Here is a 20,304-nt window from a genome sequence, read left to right as displayed (position 1 = left end):
ATTCAAAGCAGAGATGGGTGGTTGATTACAAAGATCAGACTGGGAAGCGACGGTCAAAACAGTTCGAAAGGAAGAAAGACGCTGAAGCTTGGGAATTGAATGCTCGAAGTGAGGTCGTTCGCGGCGTCCACACTCCTGACAGCAGTTCCATTGATGTCGAAGCTGCGGCGAAACTCTGGCTTGCCGGCGTTCGAAGAGCTGGTCGGGAACCAACTACCATCGCGGCCTATGATCAACACGTACGTTTGCACATCTTGCCTAAGTGTGGAGGAGTCAGGCTTTCCCAGATTACGGCGCCGATGGTCAAAGGGTATTTAAACGGCTGGTTGAAGGATCTATCGCGCCCAATGGCAGTCCGAGTTCTTCGGACATTCAAGTCGATTTTGACGAACGCGCGCGATGAGGGCTTCGTTGCCCAAAACGTTGCCTTGGAGATAAAGCCGGCGAAAGCTTCGCGAGGCAAGCCGAAGGCGAAGCCGCCGACCAAGGGTGACCTTAAAGTCATTCTGAAAGCAGTCGAAGAGACTGAAGATCAAAAGGCAGCTGCAATTGTCTCGCTCGCCATTTACTCAGGGATGAGGGCGTCTGAGTTGCGAGGTCTCGCGTGGGATTGCCTCGACCTAAAGAACGGTAGGGTCGAAATCGAACAGCGCGCGGATGCAAAAGGAACGTTAGGCCCGCCCAAGTCAGAGGCGGGATATAGACGGATACCATTAGGTTCTTCGGCTACCAAAGCTCTCAAGGCATGGAAGCTCAAATGTCCGCCCAACGATGAAAACCTTGTGTTCCCCAGCGAGAGAGGGCGCGTCCTTTCGCATACAGTCTTGATGAACAAACTGGTTGGGCCATTGCAGGTTGCAGCCGGTATCACTTCACCTGGCGGCAAAAAGCCACGGTACGGAATGCATGCTTTTCGTCACGCTGCGGCAAGCCTCTGGATTGAGCAAAAGCTCAACGCCAAGAAAATTCAGAATCTGATGGGCCATGCGTCCATCACCGTAACCTTTGACACGTACGGGCACCTTTTTCTCGATGCAGACAGCGACGCAGAGGTTGCAAGAGCAATCGACGAGGCGCTCTTCGGGCGTGCAGCATGAGAGCAGCATGGGCCAAATTAGGTAATGATTTCAGGTCTGACCTACGGACTCTGACTCCGTCAATTGAGGTTCGAATCCTCACGGGGCATCCAATTCTTCTGACCCGAGACGGTTTCACGAAATAGACTGTCAGACCCGTTCCGAACAGTAGCGTAAAGTCCTCGTTTAGCGGAAACCTTCGTGGGCTTTTCATATTCGCTCGACCAGACAACAACTGCTCGTAATCACTTGCCTATTGGATCAATCTGGGCAGGAAATACAGATCATACGTCTCACCGGCACTGAAGGTGGCGATTACATCTAGGGTCGAACTTCCGTGTCACGGTGTTATCCAGCGATCGATGGGCGACTGGCAACAATATCTTGAAAGGTTTGCCTGGGCGCTGCTGATCGGCCTGGGCGTAACCCTTGCCTTATCAATAACCGGCAAGGTGTTCCCGCCACTGTTCAACCGTGGTGACACAATGGCGATAGTCGGCACCATGCTTTCGAAACTGATCGCAGTCACGGCGGAAGACGGTTTGCGCTTTCTCGGTATGCGCCGGATGCGCCAGCGCTACAGCCTCGTGTCGAGCGCGCTCGTGGTCGCAATCTTTATCGCTCTGGCAGAGAATATTCTGCAATTCGGCAGGGTCTCGGCAGGTCTTGCGGACGCGGGCCAGTCAATCGAGCCGGGAATCCTGATGGCGGTCTTCATCGCCATCGGCGCGGCCCGTTTGTTGTGGCATTTCACCTTGTGCCGATACTACGTCGTCTTCGCCGACAATCGCGCATGGTCAGGCGTGGTTTTCCTGTTCGTTCTCCACGTCCTTGCGAACTCTGTTCTCGCCCTTCTGCCATTTTACACAGCGAGCCTGAAAGACGCACTTTACTGGGCTTGCGCCCTGCTTCTCGTCGCGGCTAGCCTAGCCTATGGCGCATGCCGGATCTGGCCCGGCCTGTCTCGCGGCTGAGCGGCGACTTCGCGCGAGCCCCTTTCCACCAGCGCCGGCTTGCCCTATGACCAGCGCCATCCCCGGGGAGCCGCTTGGCTGAGAGGGGCGCGTAGCACCGCCCGACCCGTCGAACCTGAACCGATTAGCATCGGCGGAGGGAGTGGAGCGGCGCCAGCAAACCGCTCTTCCTCCGCCTTATGGAGAGAGCACGCATGGCCGACATCAACAGCAAATTCGACATCGGCGTCACCACCGGTCCGATCCGCGGCAGCCGCAAGGTCCATGTCGGTGCCAAGAGCGGCAGTGGCGTGCAGGTCGCCATGCGCGAGATCGACCTCGAGGGCGGCGAGCCGAGCGTGCGCGTCTATGACACCTCCGGCCCCTACACCGATCCCGATGCCACGATCGATATCCGCGCTGGGCTGGAACAGAAGCGCCGCGAGTGGATCCTCGCCCGCGGCGATGTCGAGGAATATGACGCGCGCGAGGTGAAGCCCGAAGACAACGGCCAGCTCGGCCCCGACCGCAGCGGCGGCGTCCCCGGCTTCCCCAATGTCGCCAAGAAGGTCCTGCGCGCCAAGCCCGGCATGAACGTCAGCCAGATGCATTATGCCCGCCGCGGCATCATCACGCCCGAAATGGAATATGTCGCCGAGCGCGAGAATCTGGGCCGCGAGATGCTGCGCGAGGAAGCCGCCCGCCTCACCGCGCGTAACGACGGCCAGCCCTGGGGCGCCGAGCTCCCCGATTACGTCACCCCCGAATTCGTCCGCGACGAGGTGGCGCGCGGCCGCGCAATCATTCCGAACAACATCAACCACCCCGAAACCGAGCCCATGGCGATCGGGCGCAACTTCCTCGTCAAGATCAACGCCAATATCGGCAATTCCGCCGTCGCCTCCGACGTGGCGAGCGAGGTCGACAAGATGGTCTGGTCGATCCGCTGGGGCGCGGACACCGTCATGGACCTCTCGACAGGCCGCAATATCCACGACACGCGCGAATGGATCATCCGCAACTCGCCCGTCCCCATCGGCACCGTGCCGATCTATCAGGCGCTGGAAAAGGTCGGCGGCATTGCCGAGGATCTGACCTGGGAGATCTTTCGCGACACGCTGATCGAACAGGCCGAACAGGGCGTCGACTACTTCACCATTCACGCCGGCGTGCGCCTGCCCTATGTGCCGATGACCGCCAAACGCGTTACCGGCATCGTTAGCCGCGGTGGCTCGATCATGGCGAAATGGTGCCTCGCGCATCACAAGGAGAGCTTCCTCTACGAACGCTTCGACGAGATCACCGAGATCATGAAGGCCTACGACATCGCCTATTCGCTGGGCGACGGCCTGCGCCCCGGCAGTATCGCCGACGCGAACGACGAAGCCCAGTTCGCCGAGCTCTACACGCTGGGCGAGCTGACCAGGCGCGCCTGGGAGCAGGACGTGCAGGTGATGATCGAAGGCCCCGGCCACGTGCCGATGCACAAGATCAAGGAGAACATGGACAAGCAGCTCGAAGCCTGCGGCGAAGCCCCCTTCTACACATTGGGCCCGCTCGTCACCGATATCGCGCCGGGTTACGACCATATCACCAGCGGCATCGGCGCGGCGCAGATCGGCTGGTACGGCACCGCAATGCTCTGCTACGTCACGCCCAAGGAACATCTCGGCCTGCCCGACCGTGACGATGTGAAGGTGGGCGTGGTGACCTACAAGCTCGCCGCCCACGCGGCCGACCTCGCCAAGGGCCACCCGGCCGCCAAGGTCCGCGACGACGCGCTGAGCAAGGCCCGCTTCGAATTCCGCTGGCGCGACCAGTTCAACCTCAGCCTCGACCCCGACACGGCCGAGCAATATCACGACCAGACCCTCCCTGCAGAAGGCGCCAAGACCGCGCATTTCTGCTCCATGTGCGGCCCGAAATTCTGCTCGATGAAGATCACGCAGGAAGTGCGCGATTTCGCGGCGAAACAGAACTCGGACAGCTATCTGGCGAGCGAGAACATCAAGCGTGAGACCTCAGCCGAAGAGGCCGAGGAAGCGGAGAAGGGCATGGAGGAGATGAGCGAGGTGTACCGGGAGAAGGGCGAGAAGTTGTATTTGCCGGAGGGGGGTGATGCAACTACGTAAAGCGAACGCATGGTTTGCGATCGATACAACCAGCGCTCACTCCGCGAGATATAACCCACAATTCGACTCAGTCTATCGCAAGACGTGTTGACGGAACAGAGGTGGAATCCTCATAGTACGTCTAAGGAGGCGAACATGACTGATAAGCTACAGAAATTGATCGACGCCTCACGCAATCGCCAAATGAGCGATGCGGAGAAAGAGGCTCAGCGTCGGAGTTTCGCATTTGGAAACGCGAATATTGAGAATGCTCGCGTAACTAGAGCTATGGTGGATAGCGCGGCTCAAAAGACGACGCAGTCGAACTAGAATGAGCGATGGTGAACGTCACAGCGTGGCGGAGACGCCTTCGCTTATTCAAGATCCTATTGAAGAAGCGCAGCGGGAATCTGAAAACGCACTAGCACAGTTCGATCAGGTTTTGGATATGATCGACGAGGTTGCCAGGGATGGTCGACCCTTCCGATTGCGAACGTCCATGATACTTGGACTGCATCGCACTGCGCTAGACGGTTTGAGCGAATATGCCGGAAACTTTCGCCCGGCAGATGTTTCGATAGGACAGAGCAAGCATGAGCCGCCTGAAGCGCACCTCGTGCCGGGGCTTATCGAAGAAATGTGTGACTATGTCCAAGACAATTTCGCAAACGCGAAGGCCATCCATCTTTGCGCATATGTGATGTGGCGATTGAATTGGATTCACCCATTTACTGACGGCAACGGGCGAACCTCGCGCGCTTTAGCCTACTATGTGCTTTGCGCAAAAACCGGTTACAGGTTGCCGGGCCATGTGACGATGCCTGAGCAAATAGCGGCTGATAAAGCACCATATTACGATGCGTTAGAGAAGGCAGATGAGCGTTGGGAGCAAGGCGGTCTTGATCTTGCGGCGTTAGAAGAGCTGCTCGACGGGTGCCTCGCCGATCAACTTTTAAGCGCTTATAATGACGCGAACGATCCGAAGGCAGAAAAGCCTAATGGGAAGGTCCTTCATTAAGAGAGCAGAGGTTTGCGCGCCACCCCGCCGGAACCAGCTCTTCCACCAGCGCCCTGAGTTCGCTCGGCGTGGTGTCGCCGGCGACGATCTCGTGATAGCCGATGCCCGCCTTGAGCGTCTTTCGTCCTATCGCTTCGCTGCTTGAGGGCGGGCTTCCTTCTTCACCGCATCGCGCGCGGCGGCTATACGCTCAACATGGATGCCGAATTGAAATCGCGCTTGATGTCGGCGCTGTTCGACAAGCCCCTCGTGACCAATACCTTCCGCGGTACGCTTGTAGAGGCAATGCTGACGCAGGTTCTGGAACCCGAATGGCGGTGGTGCTCCGCCGATTGGGCTTCGCACGATTTCGAGAACGGCGATGGCGTGCGGCTCGAAGTCAAGCAGTCGGCGGCATTGCAATCATGGTATGGGGATGGCTTCCCGCCCAATCGCGGAAGGTTCGATATCGCAGCGCGCAAGGTTCGGTGGGAAGGCAAGTGCCGGATCGAGCAAGCCGGACGTGTAGCTTCAATTTACATTTTCGCGTGGCATCCAGTCACGGATGTCGACCGAGCCGATAATCGCGAGCCGAAGCAGTGGCAGTTCCACATCGTCCGCAGCGACGCCCTGCCGCCACAAAAGACCATCACGCATTCCAAACTTTCCGCAATTGTTGAGGCAGTCGGGATCGAGGAAGTGCCAGCGAAGCTTCGTCAGGCGCTCAGCTGATCGAGGGTTTCTGGAATTAAACGTCAACCCTAATCCGGCACCTTCCACTCCCTCCACCGTTGTTGCAGTGCAGCATCTCGTTGCCGGAGTGTCGTTCAATGACCAAAACTCTTACAAAAACCTGGCCCGAACTCGCTTTCGAGGGATGGTGGCTGGGTGCGGAGATGTCTGCCGTGATCTGGTTGCGGGGCCTGCGCATGATGACGGGGGGCAGGCTGGCGAGCCGCGAGGCGGAGCGGATGGTATCGGAAAAACTCTTGGCCGCGATGACCCTCTTCCCCGCGATCATGGCGGGCGGTATCGGGCAATCGGCAGAGGAGGCGACAGGCCGCGCCATCGCGCATTACCGCACCCCCGTCCGCGCCAATCGCAAGCGGTTGAGCCGGTAACGCAAGGCTGAGCTGGCTTTACATCTAGGCAACGCGCATAGCGGCGCATGGCCGATCTCTATCGCAAGAACCTCGAATCCGAACGCCGCAAGCTGTGGGGCGAATGTCGTCTCAAGGGGTTGAAGCGCGATACACCGCAGCGCTTGCGGATCGCGGAGATCGACCGGCTGCTGGCGGAGCACACGGCCCGCAAGGACCAGCCGCCGGTCGACCGCGAGTAGGGCTAAACCCTCAACTGTTCTTCATGTCTCCGCCTACGGCGCTTACCCCGCCTGGCTGGGGGGTGTCCGTCAAGCCTTTCCTACTCCGCCCGAACCTGTTGTCATGCGGTCCATGTCCGCACTCCGCCCCTTGCAGAAGCCTGTCTCCGAGTGCCCGCGCACCCCCTCGAACTTTTTTGCCCCTGGACAGTGGTCCATGCGGTCCATGTGATGGGACTGGCAGGAGGCAAGTCCTGCAATTGTCCTACACGCCGCTCAGACCCTTGCGAGCTTCACCAGCACCCGGTCGAGCGCCTGCAGGAAGTTGGACCGGTCCGCCTTGCCGAACGGTGGCGGGCCGCCTCCGGCCGTGCCGAGGGGGCCGTCCATTCCGGCGCGCAGGTCTTCCATGATCGCGCGGGTGGCGATGGCGCTGCCGATGCTGGCGGCGTCGAAGGGCTTGCCGTCGTGGCGCAGCACCGTCGCGCCCGCCTTGAGGCAGCGTTCGGCCAGCAGGATGTCGGCGGTGATGACCACGGTGCTTGGGGATGCGTTAGCCGCGATCCAGTCGTCCGCCGCGTCGAAGCCGTCGGAGACGACCACACGCTTTACCCGCTCGCTCACCGGCACGCGGAAGGGGCTGTTGCTGACCACACGGACATGGGCCTTGTGACGCTCCGCCACGCGATAGATCTCGTCCTTCACCGGGCAGGCATCGGCATCGACCAGGATCGTGGGCGAGAGGGGCGTGGGCGCAGGCATGGCCGGTCCCCTAGCCGAGTCGCCCAATGCCGGTAAATGGCGGGAGGACACGAAAAGCCCCGCCGCGCCATGTGGCGGGCGGGGCTTTGAGCGTCCGTCGCGGCCGGATCAGGCGGCTTCGGTCTCCTTGGCGCGCAGGTTGGCACAGCGTTCGGCGAGGTCGGTCATCTTCTCGTCCGCTTCGTAGCAATTGGCGGTCAGCTCATCGAGCTTGGCCACATGGTCGCTCTTGCCCAGCGCTTCGGCATAGGCTTTGGCCGTGCCGAAGCCGCAGATGCCGTAGTGGCTCATGCGCTGGTATTGCGAGATCAGCACCACGTCGCGCACGTCGCCATCGTCGAAATCGGCTTCGAGCACGTGCTTGGTGGCTTCCTTGACCAAGCCTTCCATGCCCTTGCAATGCTCCTTCTCGGAGATGACGCAGTCGGAGAGCAGCTGCTTCACGGTTGCGGTGCTGTCGGCGATGCCGTCGGCGGATTGCCTGAGCTTGTCGGCCAGCGAGCTGTCGTCCGTGGCGTCGGCCATCTTGCGGACGACTGTCTCCATCTGCTCGTTCGCGGACCAGTTGTCCTGCAGTTCGTGGGTGTAGCAATCGGTGAGGTTCTTGGGGGCTGACATGATTTGGTTCCTTGTGAGTGCGAGGCAGCAGTGTGCGCCTTGCCGTGATGTCTTACCGACGGGCGATGAGGGTTCGCGTTCCACCCGCCCGGTGCATATGCGCGCAGGCGGTAGCTGGACGGGGCGAGGGGAGGACGCCCTCCCTTCGTCGTATCTACAAGCACGCAAACTCCCGCCACTCTCCCGGCAAGATCCGCCGCTGCGAGAAGGGGAGCGCCATGGCCGATACCGAACCCGCTGCCATACTGGACGACAGGCGCGAGCGAAGGCGCCTGCCGGTGGTCGGACTCGTCCTGACCGCGCTCTATCTGGCCGGGCTGGTGATCTATCTGACGGTGCAGGGGCAAAACCCGGCGGAGTTGCGGCTCAACGAGCTGGGCGATTTCCTCGGCGGCGTGTCGAGCCCGCTGGCGTTCCGGTGGCTGGTGCTCGGCTTTTTCCAGCAAAGCCGCGAGATCCGCCTGTCGAACCAGGCGCTGCATCTGCAGGCGGCGGAGATGAAGCGCTCGGTCGACGAGCACCGCCGCATCGCCGAGGGCAACAGGGAGAGTGGAAATGGCTGATACAACCGAAACCAACCGCGCGCTGATCAAGAAAGCCTTCGACGGCCTGCGCCACGGCGATCCGTCGCATTTCCTTCCGCTGTTTGCAGAGGATATCGAGTGGCGGGTCATGGGCTCCTCCGCCTGGTCCAAGCATGCCAAGGGGCTGCCTACAGTGGAGCGCGACCTCGTCGGCCCGCTGTTCGCGCGCTTCGCCGGACCCTATCTCAATATCCCCGAGCTGATCCTCGCCGATGGGGATCACGTGGTGGTACTGGCCAAGGGCGATGCGGAAACGGTGGAGGGTCTGCGCTACGACAACGACTACGCCTTCGTGTTCAGGCTGGCGGACGGCAAGATCGTGGAAGTGCGCGAGTACATGGATACGATCTTGGCGGACGCGGCTTTGGGGCGGTAGGATCCAAGGCAGCCAAGGAGAGACGCGATGGGGTTCTGGCCGATCGTTTTCTGGGCGGCGGCGGCCTATAACGCCGTGATCGGCGCGGGCAGCTTGCTCCAGGCCGCAGCACCGCGCTAGGGCCGGGTGATCGGCCTGTTCGTGGTGGCGTTCGGCGTGATCTATGCCATCGTCGCGCTCGACCCGGAGCGCTTCGGTCCGATGCTATGGGTAGGCGTGCTGGGCAAGGCTGGAGTCGTCGCGCTAGTGGCCCCGGCAGTACGGGAGTCGGAAACACCGAAAGCGCTCGGCTGGATATTAGCGGGCGATGCCGTGTTCGGGGTGCTGTTTTTCGCCTTTCTGCTCGGCGTGGGATGACGTCGCGGTGGGTGCCGCCTCGCCTCAGAGTCCGTCGAAATCGATATCGACCACGCGTCCGCGGCGATCGATCAGGCATTCGAACTCGCCGCTGTCACCATTGTCGTAATCGTAATCGTTCCAGCCGTCGCGCTCGTAATGGCCGGCGATGCGGATGTCGCCTTCGACCTTGAGCAGCCGGCCGTCGCGATCGACATCTTCGATCTGGGTCACATTGGCCGGTCCCCAGCGGCGGGCTTCGTTCTCGGCGACATAGACGCAGCGTTCGATCAGCTCGCGGCTGTACTGCATGCGGTACTCGCCATCGTAATAGCGGCCTTCGTAGCCGCGGTCGTAGTAATAATCGTCGCCATAGCGGCGGTCGCGGTACCGATCATCGTCGTCATCCCCGCCGAGGATCGCGGCGAGCCCGCCGATGATGACGGCCCCGGCGATTACCTCTTCGGTGTCGATGTCGTCACCGTCGTCGTCGCCATCGAGATCCAAATCCTGGGCTGCGAGCGGCGCTGCAAACAGGGCGCTCGCGGCGATTGCGGCGGTGAGGGGGGCGAGGCGTATGGTCATTGGGCAGATCTTCCCGACTGGCGTCCACCGGTCTGCGAGAGTTGAATTGCTTGTAGAAAATCAATGAGTGACAGCGGGTGGCGTTCCGGAGCCCCTGCGTCTCCTAACGGCCCATGGCCCGCGAAAAAATGAAATTTGCTCTGGAAACCCGGTGGCCCCGACCCATCTCTGGATATGAGAGAAACAATCGAGAGGAGCGATCCCGATGCAGGTCCAGTTCAATTCCGACAGTAGTGTTATGGGAACCGAAAACGTCGCCGAGCGGATCGAGGCGAGCGTTCGCGAGAAGCTGGCGAGGTTCGACGAAAGGCTCACGCGGATCGAAATTCACGTGCGCGATGAGAACGGCGCCAAGCATGGTGCCGACGACAAGGCCTGCACGATCGAGGCGCGCCCGCGCGGTGGCAAGCCGATCGGCGTGACGGCCAAGGCCAGCAAGGTGGACGATGCTGCGCGAATGGCGGCAAATACGCTCGCCCAGCGGCTGGAGCGGCATTTCGGCAAGGAAAGCCGCCACGGTCACGACCCGCGCCCCGACAAGGTCATGTGAGCGCGGGTCACCCGAGGCTACTCGCGAGTGCTCAGAGCGTAAGTTCGCCCTGTTCGCGGCCTTCCCACCACGCGATCCGGTCGGGCGATACTTCGATCAGCACCAGACCGTCGGTGTCGAGACCATTCTCGAACCACTTCTCGAGATCCTTTACCCAGTGCTTCTCCATCATCGCGCGGTCGCGGTGGAGTTTGCCGGTCCCCTAGACGGCGCAGTAGAATTCGCCGCTGGAATAGGTCGCGCCGCACTGGTCCGAACGCTTGAGGTCGTCGTCGATCCGGCCATCGTCCGTCGCAAAATGGTAGGTGGTTCCGTCCTTGGCGCTGACGTCCTTGTTGTTCGACATCGGTCGAGCGGCGATTGCGCCTTCGGCGCCGGTTTTGGTGACGAGCATGGCGATGTCGATCGACTTCAGCTTGGCTGCAATATCGGAAATGATGCGTTCGGACATGGGCTCTTCCTCATGTTGTGTGCTGACGGATCATGAACGACCAAATCGAACCGAAGTGCCAAGGACGTCAGTGATGGTTCGGTAAATCAGCTGGTAAGTACCTCGTCCCTGCTTTTGGCTCGCTTCGTCGCAGCTTCGCGCCGATTGGACACAATTTCGCCCAAATCGGAAACATCCAACTGGGTTTGTCGTTCGTATCTTGAAGCGGCGGCTGGAAGAGCCTGTCGCCGACACGCACACTCTCTTCACAAAGGGGTTAGATATGAACAAGCTTACAATCGCGCTCGCCTCGGCAGCCTCGCTGGCAATTGCCGCCTGCGCAGAACCGGTCGAAGAAACGCCGACCACCGACGACACCGTTGCTGCTGACCAGATGGCGAATGATACCGCCGAGACCGGCACCATCGTAGAAGTCGCGCAGGGTGATGAACAGTTTTCGACGCTGGTCAGCGCCGTGACGGCTGCCGAACTCGGCGATACGCTGTCGGGCGACGGACCCTATACCGTATTCGCGCCGACCAACGACGCCTTCGGAAAGATTCCTGAGGCGACCCTGACCGAACTGACCACGAACGATACTGAGACGCTTGGCAACATCCTCACCTACCACCTGGTGGAAGGCAATGTTGATGCGGCTACGCTGACGCAGGCGATCAACGATGCAGGTGAAGACGGCTATACGATCAACACCGTCAATGGCGGCACGCTCACTGCCAATGTCGTCGACGGCAACGTCGTCCTCACCGATGCAACCGGTGGCACGTCGACCGTGACGGCAACCGATGTTGCTGCATCGAATGGCGTGATCCACGTTATCGATACCGTGCTCATGCCGCAGTAAGCGCTCGATAATTCGAATGGAAAAGGGCGGCCTTAAAGGTCGCCCTTTTTGTCTTCCGGATCATCGATGGACATTGGTTCGGGAGTATCTGCGATCGGCTCCACTTCGAGAGTGCCGGCGAGTGGCTCGACGATGACGGCACCAGCGGCCGTCGAACGTCGTGTCGGCGAGGGGTCGCGACGCTTGCCTTGCTCGATCGGCTCCCGCGTTACTGGAGGACCAGACGCCAGCGCATCGACTTCGGCTTCGTCGAAGAAGTTCTCGTAGTCGGCATCGAGCCGTTGCGTATCGCCTTGGTCGAACCACTCCAAGCGCTGATCCCGCAGCCGTCCATGAAAGGCGAGCTCTGCCACCGGGATCGTTCCTTCGGGAGTGACAAGGGGATAGTGATTGGGGGTGTTCCGCCTCGCCGTTCTAGAGACTTGTGGTGCAGGCGTTTGCGGAAGGGCGAACTCGTGACCACGCTTTTGCAACATCGGCGTTTCACCGATGGCTTCACCGGTCAGCATGCCGCCGAGCACCACACCGAAGAGGGCGACGGCGAAGCCAGTGCGGGCAAGATTGATGTTGGGATGGCTTGTCATGTCTGCTGAAAGAATGAGCGGACCATGCGCCCGGTTCCGCGGCCTTCTTTACGAGCATCGCCCACCCTCGGCATTCACACCGCTTTAACCGATGCATTGAACCGGTCTGCAATGGTTCAGCGGCTAGGTTAACAGCGTGGTGACACTTTGCGCGTATGCACTGCGCGAAACCTCCGGACAGCCGGAAGCGAGAGACGAACGATGCATGAGCTGCAACTGACATTTGCGACCGCCAAGGGCGAGGATGCCTGGGAGAGCGACCTGCTGCGTCTGTTCGAGGCGGGCAGTCACGACGACATCCACGCCATCCTCCAACCGGCGATCGAGCAGCTCGAAAGCGAATTCGGGCGCATGTGCCTGCGTACGACGCCCGAAGTCGTGACTATCGCCGGATGGCCGGAACTGGTCGAAGCCATTCAGGACCACGAGGGCGATACGATCACCGGCGTCACGCTGGCGGTGGCAAACGAGGCTGACCGGGCGTTCGAGAAGGGGCAGCTCCATCACCCGTTCATGATGCTCGGCCTCTACACGGACGAGGCCTTCGGCTTCAGCACGGCGCGCGAGGCGGACCTGTTTGCCCAGATGCAGGCGGAAGACGGCCCCGCCTGGGCCGGATATGACGAGGACATCGAAGTCTATCTCGACATCGACGGACTGGACGAGCTCAACACCGCGCTCCTGCATCACAAGCAGCGCCACTTCTTCCGCGATGGTGCGCCCGAAGACGCGCCGTTGCGCTATGTCGAGTACGTGCTCGGCTGCTGGTGGCGCGCGCTTCTGTTCCAGCAGGCGGTTGCCAGCGAATGCACCATCCACGGCCTGCCAGGCGGTATTCCGGTGCTCGCCGGAACGGTGGAGATGCGGCCTGAAATCGTGATGGTCCACGGCATAGGTGCGCGTACTGTCGAGCCGCAGCGTAAGACCGAGGCGAGCGAATGCGCCCCGATGCTCGCCGCCGATTTCATCCAGGTCCGATCCGTCGAGGAAGATAAGGAGCCGACCGGCTCGGACCTGCGCCGCCGCGTTCTCGAAACCGGCCAGGAGGAAGAGGAAGAGCCAAAGCGCGGGCTGCTGTCACGCATCTTCGGTCGCTGACGCGCAGACCCTGCCGCTGGACAGCACGTAATCCCTCGCTAGTCTTCTCGCCTACCACGTCGGTAGATTGGGAATAGCGATACCATGCCCAGCCTGCGAGCACGCCTCGTCAATCTTGCCTTGCCGCTCCTCGGCATCAAGCGGTTCTTTTCCGAACCGGACAAGCTCGAGGACCGCATCGCGGCCTTGCGGCGAAAGCCGACGATCATGCCGCGTGCCGCGCTTCGCAAGCAATTCGATATTGTCGAGGACGACAGACGAGGTTTCAAAGTCGTCACGATGACCCCGCGGGGGGGCGATGCAGCCAGCGCGCCAAATCTGCTCTACCTTCATGGCGGCGGTTATGTGATGGATATTGCCGCCGTGCACTGGGACAGCATTGCGCGGCTCTGCCGCGATCTCGGCGCGTCGGCGACAGTCCCGCTCTATCCGCTCGCGCCCGAGCACAAGTCAGCCGATGTGCTGGATGCGATGCGAGCGCTTTACGACGATGTCGCCGCGAAACACGGCGCGGCAGGGATAACCGTCATGGGTGACAGCGCAGGTGGCGGCATGGCGCTGGCGCTCGCGCAGATGATCCGGGAGGATGGCGGGGAATTACCCGGCTCGCTCGTCTTGTTCTCGCCCTGGCTCGATGCGACAGCGAACGCGCCGGGGCAGCGCGATATCGAGCCGCGCGACAGGATGTTGGCGGTCTCGGGTCTCGAAGCATGCGGCGCGATGTATCGGGGTGAACTTGCGCCGGACGATCCCAAGGTTAGTCCCTTGTTCGGACCCCTGGAAGGACTTCCTCCGATGGCGATCTTTTCGGGTACGAACGACATCCTGCTGGTCGATGGGCGTCGTCTCCACGACAAGCTTACAGCACTCGGCTCGCGTTCTTATGTCTATCGCGAATATCCGGGCATGTTCCACGTCTGGATGTTGCTTCCCGTGCCTGAGGGCAGGCAGGCGCTAGAAGAAACGGCGGACTTCATCCGCCATCACGCAAGGGTTTCTGCATGAGAACTGCATTGGTCGCCTGCACGATCGCCGCACTGCTAACCGGCTGTCAGGCAGGGGAAGAAGCTGCGCGCAGCGAAGCCTTCGACGCTATCGCCGCCGATGAAATCGTGCGCTTCACCGGTACGGAGCCTTTCTGGAACGGTTCGATCGAAGGCGGTACCGCATCCTATGCGACGCCAGAAAATCCGGACGGAACGCGCTTTGCGGTCGAACGCTTTTCCGGACTCAATGGCGCAGGCTACAGCGGCACGCTGGATGGCGCGACCTTCGATCTCACCATCACGCCCGGCACCTGTTCCGACGGCATGAGCGACCGCAGCTATCCCTTTACCGCCACCCTGTTGGTCGGCGGCGAAATGCGCGAGGGATGTGCATGGACCGATCGGCAGCCTTTCTCCGGACCTGCAACGCCGTGAGCGCGTTGGGCGGGCGGAGACACTCTAGATGATGCGCACCGTACCATCGCTTCCCCGCCTGCTCGGGCTCGCCGGCCTCTTGCCGCAGTTCGCCTGCGTGATCGCGCTGTACTTCGGGCCGGAAGAGTGGCGCTATGCCGCGCAGGCGATCGCCTTCGGCTATGCCGCGCTGATCTTCAGTTTTCTCGGCGGCATGTGGTGGGGCATTGCCGCCATGGCCCCAGCGGCGGAAAACCGGCGCTCGCTCGGCTGGGTCTGGGTGGCTGCGGTCGCGCCCAGCCTGATCGCCCTCGTCGCCTATCAGCCGTGGGTGTTCGGCCAGACCTGGCCCGAGCCGTCGCTCATCATGCTGGGAAGCGGCATCCTCGTGAGCCTCGCCGTCGATGCAAAGCTGCGTCCGCTGGCGCCCGCCTGGTGGATGTCGCTCAGGGTGCCGCTCTCGGTCGGGCTCGGTCTCGCTACGGTCGCTGCGGCGCTCGCCTAGCGCTCGACGCCTGCACGCTCGAGCTCGGGTCCGAGACGACCCGTCAGCCACAGCCACCACATGCGGAAATCGGCTCCGAGGCTCCATAGCGGGTATGTGAAGGTCGCCGGCCGGTTCTTCTCATGCGCAAAATGTGCGATCCAGGCGAAGAAGTAGCCTGCGACCGGCATGGCTGCGAGCAGCCACCAGTTCGCGGTCACCAAAGCTACGATGGCTAGCGCGACTACAAGCGAAGTCCCGATATAGTGCAGGGCGCGTGTACCGGGCCGCGAATGCTCGCCCAGGTAGAACGGCCAGAAATCGGCGAAGCTGGTGTATTGCTTCTCAGCCATGCACGCTCCAGATCAGAAGAGGCCCGGGATGCGAAGCTGAGCAGCGCTCGGCTCGCTCGGCATCATCAGTTCGCGCTCCGGCAGGATCAGTTCGCGCTCCGGCAGGCGGGCCCGCACGGTGCCGTCCTTGTCGGCCGCGCCGATTGCGGTGCAACTGCGACCGGCGAGGAAGTCCAGCGCCGCGGAGATCGAGGCTTCGCGCGGATCGCCGAGCGGGACGAGGAAATTATCCGCCGCCGCGCAGGTGCGCGGCATGACGGAGGCGAGCCCATCGTAATAGCCGCCGTTGTCGTCGCGGTTGACCGAGCGGAAGGCGACCACGCGCAGGCGGTCGTCGCAGGCAGAACGATCACGGGCGATCTGGCCGACGGGCTTGCCGAAGGTGTCGCTGCCGATAAGAGCGATATTCTGGCCGAGATAGGGAATGAACGCATTCGGCAGAAGTTCGCTAGCAGATGCCGTGGCGTTCGTACCGATGACTGCAATTTTCATTGCGGAAATCGCCTGGGGTTGAGAACTGAAATTGTAGCTTTCGTTGTTCTCGCTCTTGGAAGGCCTGAAGATAGTCGTCGAAAATTCCTGTCCGACCTTGTCCGCCGCCAGCAGGTCGCCGAGCAGTTCCGCTACCGATACGAGCCCGCCACCGTTGTAGCGAAAATCGAGAATGACCTGCTCGATACCCTGCGACCGGAATTGGGAGAAAGCATCGCGCAACTGGCGCGAGGCGTCGTCGACGATGAAGGTCCGCAGGTTTATGTAACCGACCTTGGTCCCGCCGTTGTCCAGGATAAGCGAGCCGTAGCGATCGGACAGCGGATCGAGGCTGTATTCCTCTTTGGCGACAGAGACCGTGCTTTCCGTGCCGTCCGGCTGGCGAATACGCAATTCGCGGGTGACCCCGGGCTCGCTCTGGCCAAGGGCATTGCTAACTGCGCCTGCGGGATTGCCCGGGTTGGCCGCCATTATGTTAGCCACCGTCTGGCCGCCGATGGCGAGAATTTCCGTCCCGCGGTCGATTCCCTCGGCAAAGGCAGGCGCGTTTTCGAAGGCTTCCACCACGAACACTCGCCGCGCCTGCGTGTCATAGCTCAGGCGAATCCCGAACCCTGCGTTGGAGCCGTTCTGGATGAGATCGTTCTCTTCTTCGATCGAGGTGATGTAGGTGAAGAAGCGATCGCGGTTCTGCGCGCGGGCCGGTGCCACAAGAGCGTTGATATAGGACTGGACGCCGTCGAAATTCGCTTTCGGCACCGAGGTGTCGAGCAGGTTCGGGAACAGGTACCACTCGTTCAACTGAGCGAGGACCCAATCCTGGCGTTGGCTCAAGGAGCACTGATTCGTACTGCCTCCGCCGATCGCTCCGCCGCCGCTACCGCTGGTGCTTCCGCCGCTCCCGCCTCCGCCGCAAGCGGCGAGCGAAAAGGCCAGAGTGGTGCTGAGAATGGTGCGACCCATGGACATGCGATGTCTCCAAATTCCTGCGGTCCCGATCGACGGAACCCGTGTTTCCGGCATGGGGGATTAATCCGGGCTGATCAAGGAGGAAGCCAAAGGGCAGTCGAAACAGCTAAATTCGGTTTTTACGGGGGGAAAACGGTGCAAATTCCTTCACCACACATGGTTTTCCTCCCGTCCCTGTGCCTTACTCTCGCATCGAAAGGCGCGCGCAGTGTGGGCCGGGCATAGGAGCATTCATGTCGAGCGGCGTACCGGGTTGGATTCAACAGGCGATCGGTGGAGGGGAGGTGCCGCACGCACCCACCTTGGCGAAGGTGGCCGAGGAAAAGGCTCTGGGTCGCTCCGGCTTCGCGCTGGCGAGCGACGCTTTCCGCCACGGTGGTGAACTCGATCCCTCTTTTACTGCGATCGAAGAAGATGCGGTCGCGCCGCCGCTCGAATGGACCGCGCCGCCGCCGGGTACGCAGGAACTGGTGCTGGTCGCCGAAGATATCAATACGGGCCAGGTGCATTGGACGGTGTGGGGCCTTCCCGGCCAGAAGGGCAAGCTGCTGGAAGGCGAAGTCCCGCCGCGCACCGGTAAGAACGCCCATGGGAATTCCGAATGGCTCCTGCCCGACCCGCCGCTGGGCGAAGAGCATCGTTACCTGTTCCAGCTTTTTGCCGTCGATCTCCCGCTCACACTGATGCCGGGCGCGACGCATGAGGAACTCGTCCGCAATCTGGACGGACACGTGACCGCCGCCGCGGTCCTCACAGCCCGGTTCGAAGGCCATCAGGTCGAAGAACTGGACCTCGAGGATCTCGACGACGATGATTGAAGCATAGCCAAGGAAAGGAATTATCATGGCTGGCAAGAACAACGCATTGCAGAAACCGGTGAACCTGACGCCGGAGCTGGAAAACGTGGTCGGCAAGGGTCCCATGACCCGCGCCCAGGTCACGTCGAAGGTGTGGGATCACATCAAGGCGAACAACCTGCAGGATTCCAAGGACAAGCGCATGATCAACCCCGATGACAAGCTCGGCGCGGTGATCGGCAAGGAACAGATCTCCATGTTCAAGATGACGGGCGCCGTCTCGAAGCACATGAGCTGATCCTGCTCAGGACCGGCGGCGAAACGGCCAGTCCGTGACGCCGCCGGACCACAGCGTGAGCCAGATCACGAGAGGCTGCGCGAACATCCTCGGTATGTGATAACCGAGCCCCAGCCCTCCATCGGGACGCGCCATGTCGAGCGCGAAGTGATGGATATTCGCCGGAAACACGCACACTGCGTAAAGCGCGAGACCGATCGCGCCCGCTCGCCTGAGAGGCATCGATACGCCCTGCAATAGCGCGGCCGCGCCCAGTAGTTCGGCGATGCCGGTCCAGAACACGATGGTTTCGGCCATGGGCACCCAAAGTGGCATGATCGTGAGAAACGGTTCCGGCCGAGCGAGGTGCAAGTAGCCGGCGGCCGCAAAGAATATCGTCAGCAACAGTCTGAGACCCAGCCGGATCATCGGTTGGGCCTGCCAATACGGTATGGACCTTTACGCCGTGGCATCGGCTTGCCCTGCCAACTGAGTAGGACTTCGCCGCGGCTGACCAACCTATCGGTCGCACAATGCACCGCGCTCATCTCCGCCCGCCAAGCATCGGGCGCTAGACGGCGAGCCACCTCGCTGGGACATATCGTCGCGCCCTCGGCGCGTTGACCGAGCATCTCCAGAATTGTTGCTTCGAGGTCGCTCAAACCTCGACAACTTCGACACCGTTCCAGAAAGCGATGCGGCCCTTGATATGGGCGGCGTCGGGCTTCGGCTCGGGATAGTACCATGCGGCGTCGGGATTGATCGCGCCGCCCGCATTGATCGAATGGTACTGTGCCGTACCTTTCCACGGGCAGGTGGTGGTCTTGTCGCTGGTCGTCAGAACGCCGCGTGCCACATCCCTGGCCGGGAAATAATGATTACCCTCGACGACGACCGTGTCGTCGCTTCTTGCCAGCGTCTCGCCGTTCCACCGTGCTTCTATCGTCATCATTCGCGCCTTTTCATGCTGTCTGTCTTTGCTAGGACAGCCCACGACATCGCAAGGGGTTCCATTTATGCGCACACTCGCTCTCGCCGCCGCGTTTCTCATCACGACCAGCCCGCTCGCTGCACAGGACCGGGCCGAGCAAACCGCCGCGGCTGCGCTCGAAGCGGCGCCGGTGTGGGATGGCCACAACGACGTGCCGATCCAGCTTCGCAGCCGGTTCGACAATCGCATCAACGACTTCGATTTCGCCGACACGCTCGATACCGCGACCGGGGATCGGGCTGCGATGCACACCGACCTTGCGCGCCTGCGCACCGGCAAGGTCGGCGCGCAGTGGTGGTCGGTCTATGTCAGCGCCAGCCTGCCGGAACCCGAGGCCGTGCAGGCGACGATCGAGCAGATCGACGTGACCAAGCGGTTGATCGCGCGCTATCCCGATGCGCTGCAACTTGCGCTGACTGCCGACGACGTCGAGCAGGCGATGGCGGCGGGCCGTGTGGCCTCGCTCCTCGGGATGGAAGGCGGGCACTCGATCGGGTCGAGCCTCGCCGTGCTGCGCCAGATGTATGATCTCGGTGCGCGCTATATGACGCTGACCCATGGCACCACGCTGAGCTGGGCCGACAGCGCGACCGATGCGCCCAAGCATGGTGGACTGAATGCGTTCGGCATGGACGTCGTGCGCGAAATGAACCGCATCGGCATGCTGGTCGATCTCAGCCATGTCAGCGAAGACGCAATGCACGATGCGCTCGACGTGACGGGGGCACCGGTGATCTTCAGCCATTCCGGCGCGCGAGCGATGAACGGCCATCTGCGCAACGTGCCGGATAGCGTGCTTGCCCGCCTGCCGCAGAATGGCGGTATCGTGATGGTGGTGGCACTACCGTGGTATCTGACCGAGGACTTGCGCCAGCATTCCGCCAATCGCGCCGCGGAGCAGGCGCGGCTCGAGGCTCTGCTTCCCGGTCGGCCCGACGAAGTTGAAGCGCAGCTTGCCGTGTGGGATGCGGAAAACCGCGCTCCGGTTTCGACTATCTCCGACATGGCCGACCATATCGACCATGTCCGCGAAGTCGCAGGGATCGACTACATCGGAATCGGCGGGGACTACGACGGGATGCCTAACGGCCCGGTCGGGATGGAAGATGTGACTGGTTATCCGGCGCTATTCGTCGAACTGGCCCGGCGCGGCTATTTGCAGGAGGATCTCGAAAAGATTTCCTCGCGCAATATGATGCGGGTCATGCGCGCGGCAGAGGCCCATGCGGCGAGCCAGCGGAGTGCGGCGCCGATCGAACATGCTGTCGGAGTACCGCGCGACGGGGAGGACTGAACCT

General features: G+C 61.6%; 29 protein-coding genes and 1 pseudogene. 20 read left to right on the top strand and 10 right to left on the bottom strand.

Features of this window, described 5'->3' with window-relative positions; all coding sequences use genetic code 11:
* Nucleotides 1-17 precede the first annotated feature (17 nt).
* The 8 genes from ACSH0F_RS13105 (at nucleotide 18) to ACSH0F_RS13070 (ending at nucleotide 6,479) form a co-directional block, all read left to right on the top strand.
* Complete coding sequence (locus ACSH0F_RS13105) at nucleotides 18-1,097, top strand: tyrosine-type recombinase/integrase (RefSeq protein WP_435203514.1); 1,080 nt, start codon at nucleotides 18-20, stop codon at nucleotides 1,095-1,097.
* A 341-nt stretch (nucleotides 1,098-1,438) separates the two neighbouring features.
* Nucleotides 1,439-2,050: a hypothetical protein gene (locus tag ACSH0F_RS13100; RefSeq protein ID WP_435203512.1), complete on the top strand. Its 612-nt coding sequence runs from the start codon at nucleotides 1,439-1,441 to the stop codon at nucleotides 2,048-2,050.
* Between the two features lie 194 nt (nucleotides 2,051-2,244).
* Nucleotides 2,245-4,161 carry a phosphomethylpyrimidine synthase ThiC gene (gene thiC / locus ACSH0F_RS13095; protein ID WP_435203510.1) on the top strand — a complete coding sequence of 639 codons (1,917 nt, stop codon included), beginning with the start codon at nucleotides 2,245-2,247 and terminating at the stop codon, nucleotides 4,159-4,161.
* 135 nt (nucleotides 4,162-4,296) lie between these two features.
* The gene (locus ACSH0F_RS13090; RefSeq protein ID WP_435203508.1) at nucleotides 4,297-4,470 is read left to right on the top strand and encodes a hypothetical protein; all 174 of its coding nucleotides are present in this window, start codon (nucleotides 4,297-4,299) and stop codon (nucleotides 4,468-4,470) included.
* Nucleotide 4,471: 1 nt separating this feature from the next.
* Nucleotides 4,472-5,158, top strand: coding sequence for a Fic family protein (locus tag ACSH0F_RS13085; RefSeq protein ID WP_435203506.1), 687 nt, complete (start codon nucleotides 4,472-4,474; stop codon nucleotides 5,156-5,158).
* Between the two features lie 141 nt (nucleotides 5,159-5,299).
* A complete protein-coding gene (locus ACSH0F_RS13080; protein WP_435203504.1) occupies nucleotides 5,300-5,869 on the top strand; it encodes a hypothetical protein in 570 nt (189 codons plus the stop codon).
* 98 nt (nucleotides 5,870-5,967) lie between these two features.
* Nucleotides 5,968-6,258, top strand: coding sequence for a hypothetical protein (locus ACSH0F_RS13075; protein WP_435203502.1), 291 nt, complete (start codon nucleotides 5,968-5,970; stop codon nucleotides 6,256-6,258).
* Nucleotides 6,259-6,305: 47 nt separating this feature from the next.
* Entirely contained in the window at nucleotides 6,306-6,479 is a 174-nt protein-coding gene (locus tag ACSH0F_RS13070; RefSeq protein ID WP_435203500.1) for a hypothetical protein, read from the top strand.
* 255 nt (nucleotides 6,480-6,734) lie between these two features.
* Here ACSH0F_RS13070 and ACSH0F_RS13065 read toward each other — a convergent pair whose 3' ends face one another.
* Nucleotides 6,735-7,220, bottom strand: coding sequence for a YaiI/YqxD family protein (locus ACSH0F_RS13065; RefSeq protein ID WP_435203498.1), 486 nt, complete (start codon nucleotides 7,218-7,220; stop codon nucleotides 6,735-6,737).
* Nucleotides 7,221-7,328: 108 nt separating this feature from the next.
* Nucleotides 7,329-7,838: a ferritin-like domain-containing protein gene (locus ACSH0F_RS13060; RefSeq protein WP_435203496.1), complete on the bottom strand. Its 510-nt coding sequence runs from the start codon at nucleotides 7,836-7,838 to the stop codon at nucleotides 7,329-7,331.
* A 218-nt stretch (nucleotides 7,839-8,056) separates the two neighbouring features.
* Here ACSH0F_RS13060 and ACSH0F_RS13055 point away from each other — a divergent pair, with 218 nt between their 5' ends.
* The 3 genes from ACSH0F_RS13055 (at nucleotide 8,057) to ACSH0F_RS13045 (ending at nucleotide 9,155) form a co-directional block, all read left to right on the top strand.
* Nucleotides 8,057-8,401: a hypothetical protein gene (locus tag ACSH0F_RS13055; RefSeq protein WP_435203494.1), complete on the top strand. Its 345-nt coding sequence runs from the start codon at nucleotides 8,057-8,059 to the stop codon at nucleotides 8,399-8,401.
* Entirely contained in the window at nucleotides 8,394-8,798 is a 405-nt protein-coding gene (locus tag ACSH0F_RS13050; RefSeq protein WP_435203492.1) for a nuclear transport factor 2 family protein, read from the top strand. The genes ACSH0F_RS13055 and ACSH0F_RS13050 overlap by 8 nt, the downstream gene beginning before the upstream one ends.
* 126 nt (nucleotides 8,799-8,924) lie before the next feature.
* Nucleotides 8,925-9,155 (top strand): hypothetical protein, encoded by a 231-nt coding sequence (locus tag ACSH0F_RS13045; RefSeq protein WP_435203490.1) that lies wholly within the window; start codon nucleotides 8,925-8,927, stop codon nucleotides 9,153-9,155.
* A 24-nt stretch (nucleotides 9,156-9,179) separates the two neighbouring features.
* Here ACSH0F_RS13045 and ACSH0F_RS13040 read toward each other — a convergent pair whose 3' ends face one another.
* Nucleotides 9,180-9,719, bottom strand: a complete 540-nt coding sequence (locus ACSH0F_RS13040; protein WP_435203488.1) for a hypothetical protein — start codon at nucleotides 9,717-9,719, stop codon at nucleotides 9,180-9,182.
* A gap of 205 nt (nucleotides 9,720-9,924) precedes the next feature.
* Here ACSH0F_RS13040 and ACSH0F_RS13035 point away from each other — a divergent pair, with 205 nt between their 5' ends.
* Nucleotides 9,925-10,269 carry an HPF/RaiA family ribosome-associated protein gene (locus ACSH0F_RS13035; protein ID WP_435203486.1) on the top strand — a complete coding sequence of 115 codons (345 nt, stop codon included), beginning with the start codon at nucleotides 9,925-9,927 and terminating at the stop codon, nucleotides 10,267-10,269.
* 31 nt (nucleotides 10,270-10,300) lie between these two features.
* Here ACSH0F_RS13035 and ACSH0F_RS13030 read toward each other — a convergent pair.
* Nucleotides 10,301-10,720: pseudogene (locus ACSH0F_RS13030) on the bottom strand (pyridoxamine 5'-phosphate oxidase family protein).
* 262 nt (nucleotides 10,721-10,982) lie between these two features.
* Here ACSH0F_RS13030 and ACSH0F_RS13025 point away from each other — a divergent pair.
* Nucleotides 10,983-11,561, top strand: a complete 579-nt coding sequence (locus ACSH0F_RS13025) for a fasciclin domain-containing protein (RefSeq protein WP_435203484.1) — start codon at nucleotides 10,983-10,985, stop codon at nucleotides 11,559-11,561.
* Nucleotides 11,562-11,593: 32 nt separating this feature from the next.
* Here the strand turns inward: ACSH0F_RS13025 and ACSH0F_RS13020 are convergent, their stop codons facing one another.
* Entirely contained in the window at nucleotides 11,594-12,145 is a 552-nt protein-coding gene (locus tag ACSH0F_RS13020; protein WP_435203482.1) for a hypothetical protein, read from the bottom strand.
* 201 nt (nucleotides 12,146-12,346) lie between these two features.
* On the opposite strand from ACSH0F_RS13020, the gene ACSH0F_RS13015 reads away from it, so the two are divergent.
* The 4 genes from ACSH0F_RS13015 to ACSH0F_RS13000 all read left to right on the top strand — a co-directional run bounded on the left by ACSH0F_RS13015 (nucleotide 12,347) and on the right by ACSH0F_RS13000 (nucleotide 15,148).
* Entirely contained in the window at nucleotides 12,347-13,243 is an 897-nt protein-coding gene (locus ACSH0F_RS13015; protein ID WP_435203480.1) for a hypothetical protein, read from the top strand.
* A gap of 84 nt (nucleotides 13,244-13,327) precedes the next feature.
* Nucleotides 13,328-14,248 (top strand): alpha/beta hydrolase, encoded by a 921-nt coding sequence (locus tag ACSH0F_RS13010; protein ID WP_435203478.1) that lies wholly within the window; start codon nucleotides 13,328-13,330, stop codon nucleotides 14,246-14,248.
* Nucleotides 14,245-14,664 (top strand): COG3650 family protein, encoded by a 420-nt coding sequence (locus ACSH0F_RS13005; protein WP_435203476.1) that lies wholly within the window; start codon nucleotides 14,245-14,247, stop codon nucleotides 14,662-14,664. Before ACSH0F_RS13010 ends, ACSH0F_RS13005 begins: the two co-directional genes overlap by 4 nt.
* A gap of 28 nt (nucleotides 14,665-14,692) precedes the next feature.
* Entirely contained in the window at nucleotides 14,693-15,148 is a 456-nt protein-coding gene (locus ACSH0F_RS13000) for a DUF3429 domain-containing protein (RefSeq protein WP_435203474.1), read from the top strand.
* Here ACSH0F_RS13000 and ACSH0F_RS12995 read toward each other — a convergent pair.
* On the bottom strand, nucleotides 15,145-15,480 hold the full coding sequence (locus tag ACSH0F_RS12995) for an Mpo1-like protein (RefSeq protein WP_435203472.1): 336 nt from the start codon (nucleotides 15,478-15,480) through the stop codon (nucleotides 15,145-15,147). The two genes, ACSH0F_RS13000 and ACSH0F_RS12995, sit on opposite strands and share 4 nt — an antisense overlap.
* Nucleotides 15,481-15,492: 12 nt before the next feature.
* Nucleotides 15,493-16,935: a S41 family peptidase gene (locus ACSH0F_RS12990; RefSeq protein WP_435203470.1), complete on the bottom strand. Its 1,443-nt coding sequence runs from the start codon at nucleotides 16,933-16,935 to the stop codon at nucleotides 15,493-15,495.
* Between the two features lie 290 nt (nucleotides 16,936-17,225).
* On the opposite strand from ACSH0F_RS12990, the gene ACSH0F_RS12985 reads away from it, so the two are divergent.
* Both ACSH0F_RS12985 and ACSH0F_RS12980 read left to right on the top strand, forming a co-directional pair.
* A complete protein-coding gene (locus ACSH0F_RS12985) occupies nucleotides 17,226-17,759 on the top strand; it encodes a YbhB/YbcL family Raf kinase inhibitor-like protein (protein WP_435203468.1) in 534 nt (177 codons plus the stop codon).
* Between the two features lie 25 nt (nucleotides 17,760-17,784).
* Entirely contained in the window at nucleotides 17,785-18,036 is a 252-nt protein-coding gene (locus ACSH0F_RS12980) for an SWIB/MDM2 domain-containing protein (RefSeq protein ID WP_278328999.1), read from the top strand.
* Between the two features lie 6 nt (nucleotides 18,037-18,042).
* On the opposite strand, the gene ACSH0F_RS12975 is transcribed toward ACSH0F_RS12980, so the two are convergent.
* Genes ACSH0F_RS12975 through ACSH0F_RS12965 form a run of 3 tightly spaced genes read right to left on the bottom strand, consistent with a single transcriptional unit; the run spans nucleotide 18,043 to nucleotide 18,964 of the window.
* Nucleotides 18,043-18,444, bottom strand: coding sequence for a DoxX family protein (locus ACSH0F_RS12975; RefSeq protein ID WP_435203465.1), 402 nt, complete (start codon nucleotides 18,442-18,444; stop codon nucleotides 18,043-18,045).
* On the bottom strand, nucleotides 18,441-18,761 hold the full coding sequence (locus tag ACSH0F_RS12970) for a DUF3253 domain-containing protein (RefSeq protein WP_435203463.1): 321 nt from the start codon (nucleotides 18,759-18,761) through the stop codon (nucleotides 18,441-18,443). Before ACSH0F_RS12970 ends, ACSH0F_RS12975 begins: the two co-directional genes overlap by 4 nt.
* A complete protein-coding gene (locus ACSH0F_RS12965) occupies nucleotides 18,674-18,964 on the bottom strand; it encodes a DUF427 domain-containing protein (protein WP_435203461.1) in 291 nt (96 codons plus the stop codon). Before ACSH0F_RS12965 ends, ACSH0F_RS12970 begins: the two co-directional genes overlap by 88 nt.
* 67 nt (nucleotides 18,965-19,031) lie before the next feature.
* Between ACSH0F_RS12965 and ACSH0F_RS12960 the strand changes: the two genes are divergently transcribed.
* Nucleotides 19,032-20,300, top strand: a complete 1,269-nt coding sequence (locus ACSH0F_RS12960) for a dipeptidase (RefSeq protein ID WP_435203459.1) — start codon at nucleotides 19,032-19,034, stop codon at nucleotides 20,298-20,300.
* The last annotated feature ends 4 nt before the right edge of the window (nucleotides 20,301-20,304 follow it).

Source organism: Qipengyuania sp. 902 (assembly GCF_051195295.1).
In the GTDB taxonomy this organism is placed as follows: Bacteria; Pseudomonadota; Alphaproteobacteria; order Sphingomonadales; family Sphingomonadaceae; genus Qipengyuania.
This window is presented reverse-complemented; position numbering and strand designations above follow the sequence as displayed.